Consider the following 716-nt stretch of genomic DNA (forward strand, 5'->3'; position numbering starts at 1 on the left):
GTGGAGCATTGTTCCTGATTATATGGAAAGCCGATTAATTGAAATATTGAATGAAAACAGTGACTACGACTTATACAATAAGGTGATTACCCTTTGTGACGCACTTGCTGATGCCGAAGGCTTTACTACTCTTGAAAAAAGATTGATTTCAGTTGGTTTACGTCATGGCACAACCTCTCATACTTCTTTACATTGGAAGGGATTCTATGCAATTAAGAAAGAATTAGAAGCTTTAATTGGTAAGAGCATATACACACTTCTCCCTGATATAGAGAAATCGATTTACGGAAATATAGTCTATTAAAATAGACATATCTTAAAAGCAATATAATTTGACTGCATGATTCTACAAAACTCTTTCAAAAGTGGAGGGATTACTTATTAGTAAAATGGGATTTGACTTGATAAATCATAAAGGTAACTCTGATTTTGGGTATGAAGATATWGCGRRTATATCTMGGARATGTAAATTTTCTAAYTGTTCGCATACAAATGAACCACAMTGTGCRGTWAAAAAAGCTWTCTCTGAYGGMATWCTTTCTGAARAAATATTTAATAATTATTATAGAGATTTAAACGAGGCACAATATGTTTCTAAGCAAAGAAATAAAACAAAAGCTATCGACTATATGAAACAATTGAAACTCTTTCAAAAAAATTAGGATAAACTAAAAAGCCCTCCTTTGGTCTTACCCCTGTCAAGTAGACAGTATGAA

General features: G+C 32.2%; 1 protein-coding gene and 1 pseudogene. Both read left to right on the forward strand.

Annotation, left to right across the window (positions count from 1 at the left end; all coding sequences use genetic code 11):
* Positions 1-304: pseudogene (locus tag AC1DJR_RS32400) on the forward strand (HD domain-containing protein); the annotation flags it as partial.
* Positions 305-389: 85 nt separating this feature from the next.
* Entirely contained in the window at positions 390-662 is a 273-nt protein-coding gene (locus tag AC1DJR_RS32405; RefSeq protein WP_477004506.1) for a hypothetical protein, read from the forward strand.
* The last annotated feature ends 54 nt before the right edge of the window (positions 663-716 follow it).

Source organism: Bacillus sp. 05T31, assembly GCF_056396725.1.